This window comes from Nocardia sp. NBC_01503 (assembly GCF_036327755.1).
Classification (GTDB): Bacteria; Actinomycetota; Actinomycetes; order Mycobacteriales; family Mycobacteriaceae; genus Nocardia.
On sequence record NZ_CP109596.1, the window covers coordinates 1,504,830 to 1,512,387 of the forward strand.

9 protein-coding genes are annotated in these 7,558 nt (G+C 66.7%); 2 read left to right on the forward strand and 7 right to left on the reverse strand.

The genetic code is table 11. From position 1 onward, the window contains the following. Nucleotides 1-26: 26 nt before the first annotated feature. Both OHB26_RS06955 and OHB26_RS06960 read left to right on the forward strand, forming a co-directional pair. Nucleotides 27-473 (forward strand): hypothetical protein, encoded by a 447-nt coding sequence (locus OHB26_RS06955; RefSeq protein ID WP_330183397.1) that lies wholly within the window; start codon nt 27-29, stop codon nt 471-473. Nucleotides 474-491: 18 nt separating this feature from the next. After that, nucleotides 492-869 carry a hypothetical protein gene (locus tag OHB26_RS06960; protein ID WP_330183398.1) on the forward strand — a complete coding sequence of 126 codons (378 nt, stop codon included), beginning with the start codon at nt 492-494 and terminating at the stop codon, nt 867-869. 60 nt (nt 870-929) lie between these two features. Here OHB26_RS06960 and OHB26_RS06965 read toward each other — a convergent pair whose 3' ends face one another. From OHB26_RS06965 to OHB26_RS06995, 7 genes are all read right to left on the reverse strand, one after another. After that, nucleotides 930-2,162, reverse strand: a complete 1,233-nt coding sequence (locus OHB26_RS06965) for a hypothetical protein (RefSeq protein WP_330183399.1) — start codon at nt 2,160-2,162, stop codon at nt 930-932. After that, nucleotides 2,159-2,476, reverse strand: coding sequence for a type VII secretion target (locus tag OHB26_RS06970; protein WP_330183400.1), 318 nt, complete (start codon nt 2,474-2,476; stop codon nt 2,159-2,161). The genes OHB26_RS06965 and OHB26_RS06970 overlap by 4 nt, the downstream gene beginning before the upstream one ends. 88 nt (nt 2,477-2,564) lie before the next feature. Then, entirely contained in the window at nt 2,565-2,909 is a 345-nt protein-coding gene (locus OHB26_RS06975) for a hypothetical protein (protein ID WP_330183401.1), read from the reverse strand. A gap of 37 nt (nt 2,910-2,946) precedes the next feature. Further along, the gene (locus tag OHB26_RS06980; protein WP_330183402.1) at nt 2,947-3,726 is read right to left on the reverse strand and encodes an ESX secretion-associated protein EspG; all 780 of its coding nucleotides are present in this window, start codon (nt 3,724-3,726) and stop codon (nt 2,947-2,949) included. 5 nt (nt 3,727-3,731) lie between these two features. After that, nucleotides 3,732-5,501, reverse strand: coding sequence for a WXG100 family type VII secretion target (locus OHB26_RS06985; RefSeq protein ID WP_330183403.1), 1,770 nt, complete (start codon nt 5,499-5,501; stop codon nt 3,732-3,734). Between the two features lie 78 nt (nt 5,502-5,579). After that, nucleotides 5,580-7,133 carry a hypothetical protein gene (locus OHB26_RS06990; RefSeq protein WP_330183404.1) on the reverse strand — a complete coding sequence of 518 codons (1,554 nt, stop codon included), beginning with the start codon at nt 7,131-7,133 and terminating at the stop codon, nt 5,580-5,582. A gap of 51 nt (nt 7,134-7,184) precedes the next feature. Further along, nucleotides 7,185-7,454 carry a hypothetical protein gene (locus OHB26_RS06995; RefSeq protein ID WP_330183405.1) on the reverse strand — a complete coding sequence of 90 codons (270 nt, stop codon included), beginning with the start codon at nt 7,452-7,454 and terminating at the stop codon, nt 7,185-7,187. Between the last annotated feature and the right edge of the window lie 104 nt (nt 7,455-7,558).

The following is a 7,558-nucleotide window of genomic DNA, read 5'->3' on the forward strand; positions in this document are numbered from 1 at the left end:
GCCCCGGCTGTGGAAGGATCGATCACATGGTGCAGGAAGATTCGCTGGGTCCGCTCGATCAGGCCGCCGTGCTCCAGGTGGTCGGCCGCGCCCTGGTGGATGCCGTCCCGGCGGGCTGGCACCGGATTCGATTCGAATTCCGCGGCACCGTGCAGATCGACGGCGCGCGACTGGAGTCGATCGCCGCCGACGGGTCCGCCACCCGGCATTCGGTCCCCAAAGTCGCCATGCGCGAGTTCGATAAATTGCGCGCCGCGATGTATCAGCCGGATACGGGCGCGTGGTTCACCGCGCGGTACTCCATCGAGCGCACCGGCGATTACACCATCGAGTTCGACTACGACAATGAGCCGGATTTCACGCCGCAATTGACCGCGGGCGCATACGCATTGGATTTCCAGCACTACCCTCGCGATGAGCAGCACACCCCGGAATGGTTGCGGGACAGGCTTCGTGAGGCGCAAGCGGATTAATTGGGAGGGCTTGGATTCATGGTTGACCACACCGGGCAACTGCGGCTGGCGCGGGTGTATGACGGGCGCGATGAGAGCGGCCGCCCCGTAGCCGTTCGCGAGCCCGTGATCCCCTGGTTCCAGGATCAATTGCTGAGTTATCTGGAGTCCGCGCCGGTGGTGCTGGCCGCGCGCAGCTTCGATGTGGACGAGTTCGCGCCGGAGCAGCGCGATGTCCCGCTGAACTTCCGGACCGATGGGGTGTGGGTGTGGTCCGGCTCGGTGCCGCACTACCTGCGCAAACATCGGCTGCCGCCGGAGCCGGAGTTGGTCGAGCACATTATGGCGCGCGCGTTCCGCCTGGACGAGGTGGACGAGGCCACCAAGGACGCCGCCGTTCGGCTCATTACCGGCTGATCCGACAGGGCACACCCGATGCTGAAGTCCCGCAGGCGAATCACCGCCCGCGGGTCTCGATCAGTCGGTGCTGGTGGGAACCCGGGGGCTGGCGGAGCCCACCGCGCCGACCACCGGAACACCCGTATTGCCGAGATCGCCGACCACATCGTCACCGTGCTCGCCGGTGACCATCTGCGAACGGATCTCCGCATCGGCCTCGCCCTCGTTCGAGTGCGGAGCCAATCCGGCACCGGCCATGGGCGGTGCCATCATGCCGGGACCGGACATGGCCGTGGCACGCGTGGTCGCCGCCGGTTCCGCGGCGGGCGGGGCCGCGGGCGGAGCCGCGGCGGAACGGGTACCGGTCCACTGACTCAATTGCGTTGCCGCACTGGCACCGAGCCCGGTGAGCGGTATCCCGCCACCCGGGCTGGTCCCACCGACCTTGCTCGGGTCGAGGGCGTCATCCACCGGCACGACCGTATCGGTGGTGTCGGTGGCGGTGAGCGTCTGCGCGATCGACTGCACCTGCTGCACACCGGTATTCGCGGCGCTGGCCAGCGGCGAGAGCACACTGAGCAGCTGCGTCACCTGCGACAGCGAATCCACGCCGCTGGGCGCGTTGGTGACCTTCACCTTCTGCCCGGCCGTGGTCATATTCGCGCTGTGCACGGTCAGCTCGGCCTTGGTCTTGGCGGTCACCGCCGTTGCCTCGGCGGCGGTCTCGGTCGCCATGGCCAGTAGGAACGCCTGTCCGGGCGGGGTCACCAGGAAGGGCGCGGAGGCCGCGACCGAAGCGAGGAATTTGGCGATGATCGTGGCCATGGTGGCCGCGCCGGTCGCCACCGAGGTGGCCGCACCGCCGAGCACCATCTTCTGCGCACCGTTCTGGGTCTGCAACTGCACCGCGTCCGCCTGGGCGGCGGTGCCCTTCTCCAATGCGCTGGTCGCGCCCGCGCCCTGCCAATCGCCCGAGGCCATCGCCATGAGCGAGGAGGCCATGGTCATGATCTGCTGGAGCGCGCTCGAGACGGTCGAAAGCACCTGTGTCGGATCGACACTCGCACCGCTGAGCTGACCGGTGCCGAAGGCCTGCGCCAGATCGGTGAGCGGGCGGGTGAGCGCGGTCAGATCGATCACCGGCAGTACCGGCATACCCGGCAGCGGTGGCATGGCGGGCAATTGCGGCAGCGTGCTCAGGCCGAGATCCCGCAGGATGTCATTGACCGGGCGGTCCAGCAGCGAACCGATATCGGTGCCGCGCAGGATATCCGCGACGGTGGGATCGGGCGAGCCCTGCGGCGAGCTCATAGCTCCTGCGTCAGTGAGAGGAAGTCCACGCTGGACTTCGCCTCGACCGAATCGTAGGCGGCGGCGGCTTCGTGCGCGGTGACCGCGGTACCGGCGTGCACGGCGGCGAGCTCGGCGGTCGCGGCGAAGTGATTGCCCTGCGCGCCGGCGAAACTCAGCAGGAATTCCTGCCCGATCAGGCCGAAGACGGGTACGACCGCGGCCACGGTGGCGGCCTGGTCGGCGGCGGCGACGCCGGCGATGGTGGATGCCATGGCGGCGGAGACATCGCCGTAGTGGCGAATCGCGTCCGGTGAGGCGGCGAGGTTGCTCATGAGACTCCCATCAGGAAGATCAACTCGAAATAAACTATACAGAGCGAAGATTCGGGCAGTACATCAAAGTCTGCGAGAACTTCCGGTATCAGATAGGACGCAGCCAGCTGTCCGGCTCGGTATCGAAGTCCTGCTCCTCTACGATTTCTCGACGTGTCACCTCGGCCACGGTGGGCAATCCGGTGAGCGCCAGCATCTCCGGGGCCAATCCGGCCTGGCGCAGTTGCTCGCGGCGTTGCGATCCGGCGCGGGCGGCGGATTGCTTGCACAGCCGCAGGATCTCCGCGGCCAGCGCGGCCGGATCATCGCGCAGTTGATCGCGCTCCACGCTCACTCCGAGCGGCAGGCCCTGCTCGGTGGTGCAGACGACCACCGCTCCGGTCCGCGACGCGAGCGTGAACTCGGTCGGGAACGAGGTCTCGTCCAGTGACATTGGCGCACCCTCCTTTTCGCTGGTCATTCCGGCTCGGCTATTCGTCTCCGAGGGCCACGAGCACCTCGTCGATCCGGGTTTGCACGGTCGCGACCATGCGGCGCGGGTCGGCGGGGGCCGCCACCCGCGGATAGTCACCGGTGACCACATAGCGGCCGTCATCGACCAGATCCCGCCAGTCCACCCGATGCCGGGTGATACCGCGCGGGCCGAAACGCGAATAACCCTGGACGATTTCGATCACGCCACGGGTGACCGCGGGTGCGGCCAGGAACTCCGCGGCGCGGTCGATGACCGTTCCCTCCATGGTCTCGTGCGCCGGGGACAGGCCGAATGCGTAGTCATGGTCCTCGATATCCGCGGATTCGGCGAGCACCAGCTCGGGGCCGCGACCCGCGGCGACATCCGGCAGTGCCGCAATCAATTCGGCCGCCAACTGCCCGGCGTCACAGGCGGTGACATCGAAACCCGCACTGTGACTGACCGTTTCACCGGGCTGCTGCACGACCAGGTAGCCGAAATCGCCGCGCCGCGCGCCGAGCAGGCGGATGCTCCCCTTCGGGTCGGAGGCGTCCCGGCCGTCGCGGCCGCGCACCTCGATCCGGACATCCGGCAGCGACAGGGTGTCGAAGATGTCCTGCCATTCGGGATCACGCTCGTGCGGGAGGCTGTCCCGGGTGCGCGCCATCGCGTCCAGATGCTCACTCCACCACTGGGTTCGACTGCTGAACATGAGCGGCTCGGGCAGGAACTCCGCACCGCGCTCCTGCCATAGCGCCAGGAATTCCAGATCCGTGAATGACCAGGATCGAAGCACGGGACTCAACCCTCCACCACGGGCTTCGCCACGATCGGGGGTGCACCCATGGCCTCTTCCAGATATTCGGAGGAGTCCAGGAACTCGGGCCGCTTGTGCTCCTTGCCCTGACCGCCCGCACCACCCGCACCGTGGCCGCCACCCATCGGCGCACCACCCATACCGCCGCCCATGGGAGCCGCACCGCCGGTGGCGATTCCGGCTCGCGAGGTCGAGGCGATGGCGCCCTCGACCTCGGTGGAGAGCGCGGCGCGCGGGAACAACTTCGAGGTGAGCTCCTTGGGCGCGGCCGCCGGGCTGATGCCGGGACCGCCGCCACCGGGACCGCCGCCGCCCTTGGCGATGTCCTTGAGGTTGTTGAGCATGCTGGGCAGGCTCGCCAACGTGGAGCTGGGGTCGGTCGTCTTCGCCTGATTCGCGGTCGAGGTCAGGCCCTGCAGGCCCTGCTGCAATGCGCTGGTCAGCTGGGACGCGTCGGAGGATCCGCCCGAACTCTGTTGCGACGTACCGTCACCGGTGTTCCTGCTCGGGTCCGTCGAATTGGGGTCGGACTTACCCGGATCGGTCTTGCTCGGATCCGTCTTATTGCCGTTGGGATCGGTCTTGTTCGGATCCTTCTGGTTCGGATCGGTTTTCTGCGGATTCTTGCCGTTCGGATCGGACTTGCTGTGCTGCAACGCATCGGCGGACAGGGATGCCCCGGTCAATCCGAGCTTGTTCTTCGGGGTACCGCCACCGCCACCACCGCCACCACCGCCGTTATCGGTCGTGGTCTTCGTCGCGAGCCCGGGCAGCTGCGCCAACGGGTCGATCAGATGCGGAATCGCCTTACTGCCCGCGATCATGCCGTTCACATAGAAGTTCTGAAAGGCCGATCGTGCGGCTTTGAGGATGCGTTCCTCGCGTTGAGGATGGTCGTAGTCGAAATCTGTTGGAGCACTGGGCATCCGCACCTTGGTGTTATCCAGCCAACCCGCGACGTAGGTCAGATTGGACGCCATCGCGCGCATATCGGCGGTGAGGCCGTCGGCCTCGGTCTTGAATTCCCCGGCCACCCGGCGCGCGGCGTTGCCGCCGTGGCCCTTCCAGCCATCCTTCATTTTGTCCAGCTGCGTGGTGAGCTGATCGAAGCTCTTGTCGATCTTGTCCGCCACCGACAGCCAGGTGCCGCCGATATCGGCCACTAGCTGCGGGTTCATCCCCTCGCCCGCCGCATGGAGCCACACCCGGTCCTTACCGTTCGGATCCTCCGGGTCGAGGGCGTCGTAGTGCCCCTTCTCCTTGGCGATCTTCACCAGGTCCGCATTCCCGTGCTTGCCATCCAGCGGCGGAGTCGAATCGTAGTTCCACACCGGGAGTTTGGTGCCGCTGACCAGCTTCGGATCGCCGGAGGGCGGTTGTACCGCGGACTCTTTCTTGAACCGGTTGAACTCGGCCTTGGAATCCTCTTCGGTCGCCTTGTAATTGTGGTCCGCCACGATCATGGTGTCGGCCATGGCCTCCACCAGGTCGATATACCGCTTGAGGACGCCGCCGAGATTCTTGCCCTGCGTATTGAAACGATCCTCGAGATTCCCCGCCGACGGCAGGATCGCATGGTCGCCGAAGCCCTTGTGCTCGGTGAGCAGTGGTTGATAGGTCAACGCGATACCCAGCGTATTCGCCACATCGGCGGCGATCTTGGCAGCTGCCTGCCCGACTCCGTCACCGAGATTCAGGGTGCCCCCGCGCGCCTGTTGGGCCAGCCCCCGCCAAGGATTGTCTTCGTCACCCACGTCCCGCTCCTACCCTCAGGTGTCCGTCGAACATTAGTGCGCACCAGTACAACTCAGCCACCCATCCACACGATTCCGTTACGCGTGCCTGGCACGAAAGCGCTGTTCGAAGCCGGACAGGTAGATCGATGGCGGGGTGGCCGAGGTCGCCGCCTCCACCACGCCGTCATCCGCTATATAGAACAATGCCCGCTGCACGGAGATCTCATTCGGATCGGCGGGGGCGTAAACGAGCCATCCGACCGGAAGGCGTTCCGCGCGAAGCTGATCCAGGGGGTATCCGGTGGTGTCCACGCCGTTGGTGTCGATATGGCGCAGCACCTCCGCGACGGCTTCGTCGCGCGGCAGCGGCTCGGGGCCGGTACGGGCGACGCCGGAGAGGGTGAGCTGATAGTGCGCACCATCCAGATCGGCTGTGTCACCGAAGGTTTCGGCGAGTTGGGTGCGGGTGACGTCGCCGCGCTCGGCGGCCTCGACGTAGGCGGTGACAGTGGATCGCAGCGATTGCGACGGGTCATCCGCGAGTAGACCGCAGATCACGTCCGAGACGGTTCCGGTGGTCCAGATGCCCGGAACCGCGGCGGCCAGTTCGGTCGCGCGCGGGGATTCGGCGCGATACCAGCGATCCCGCTCCCACCAGTAGCAGAAGGTCAGCAGGCCGCCACTGGCGCGAGTGTTCAAGACCGAGTTGGCAACCCACTCCGGTGCGCCCGCGTACAACCGCGGGAGCGCGGACCGGCCGTTGTAGGCGGCATCGAGTTCGGGGGCGTTCCAGACCCCGCCCGAGAGCACCGCGCGACCGCCCGGCAGGGCGTACAGCGAGGAGCCGGAGCGGCGCGAACCCTCGAACCAGCCGAAGGACGGCAGTACGCGCGGACCCCAGTCCGAGCCGATGGCGACGAAGGCCGCCGCCAGCGCGGACCAGCGCGACCACAGCAGGTCGAACTCCGGGAAGTCGTTCTCCGAAACCGCGGGTAGCACACCTGATTCGCGATCGGCGCGGGCGGCGACGGCGGCCTGCTGCGGGGTGCGGCCCTGCCGATTGTCATGGTGCACATAGGCGGCCAGCCAGGTCGGCAGGCTCGTGCGCGGATACGCCTCCAGATCGGCCAGGTACTCCCGCGGGGCGAAGAGCTGGTCATCCGGGAAGGGGTCGTCGCCGTAGTCGTGATCGACCTCCAGCTCACCGGCGGCGGTCAGCGTCATTTCGAAACGCCACCAGGGGCCGTCGCCGAGCTCGGCCGAGACGGCGCGATGCGTGGCGACCAGGTTCAGCACCTCCTGCGAGGGCAGGATTCGGATCTGCTGGCGCTGATCGTCGAAGTAGGTGACGCGGGACAGTTGACCGGTCACGGTGAGGGCGAAGGCGGCGTGCACACTGTCCCAGCCATTGGGGCCCAGCGCCATCAACTCCTGCGCGATGCGGTGCGCCACGCCCCGGGCCTGATCGGCGACATCCATCGCACCCGGGGTGTCGGCCGAATCGGGAGTAAGGTTGAAGCCGACATCGGGCTCGGATTCCGTCGCACTCTGGTCGAATTCGGCCTGCTGGTCGGAAACCTTTGTCACACTGCCGGATTCAGGCATCGATTCGCCGATGACTGCTTCGCTGAACTCGTGATTCGTGGTCACGCGTAAATCGTCTCCTCGACGGTCACATTCGAGACGGATGCGATGGAACGGCTATTCGTGCTCGGCGATGATTCGATCCATCTCCGCGCGCCGCGCGGCGGCATTGCTGCCGTCCAATTGGCCGGCGAAGGCCCGGCGAGCCGCCGCTTCGAGCTCCTGCGAGGCATTCGGATAGGCCGACCGGAGTGCACGCAGCGCCTGCATGGTCTGCTGATCGAGGCCGGTCTCGGTCCGTAAACCCTCGCCGGACAGCACCCGCTGCAGCATGCTGTCGAAATTACGCTGCAACTGCTCCTTGCTCGGGTGGCCGCCGTAGCGCACGTCCGTCCTCCTCGCTCGTCCCGATCAACCCTCAGCATCGCATATCCGAGCCAACCGGGCGGTTGCCGGAACCGGACGAACAGGCAAACTCCGTGATCGACCGC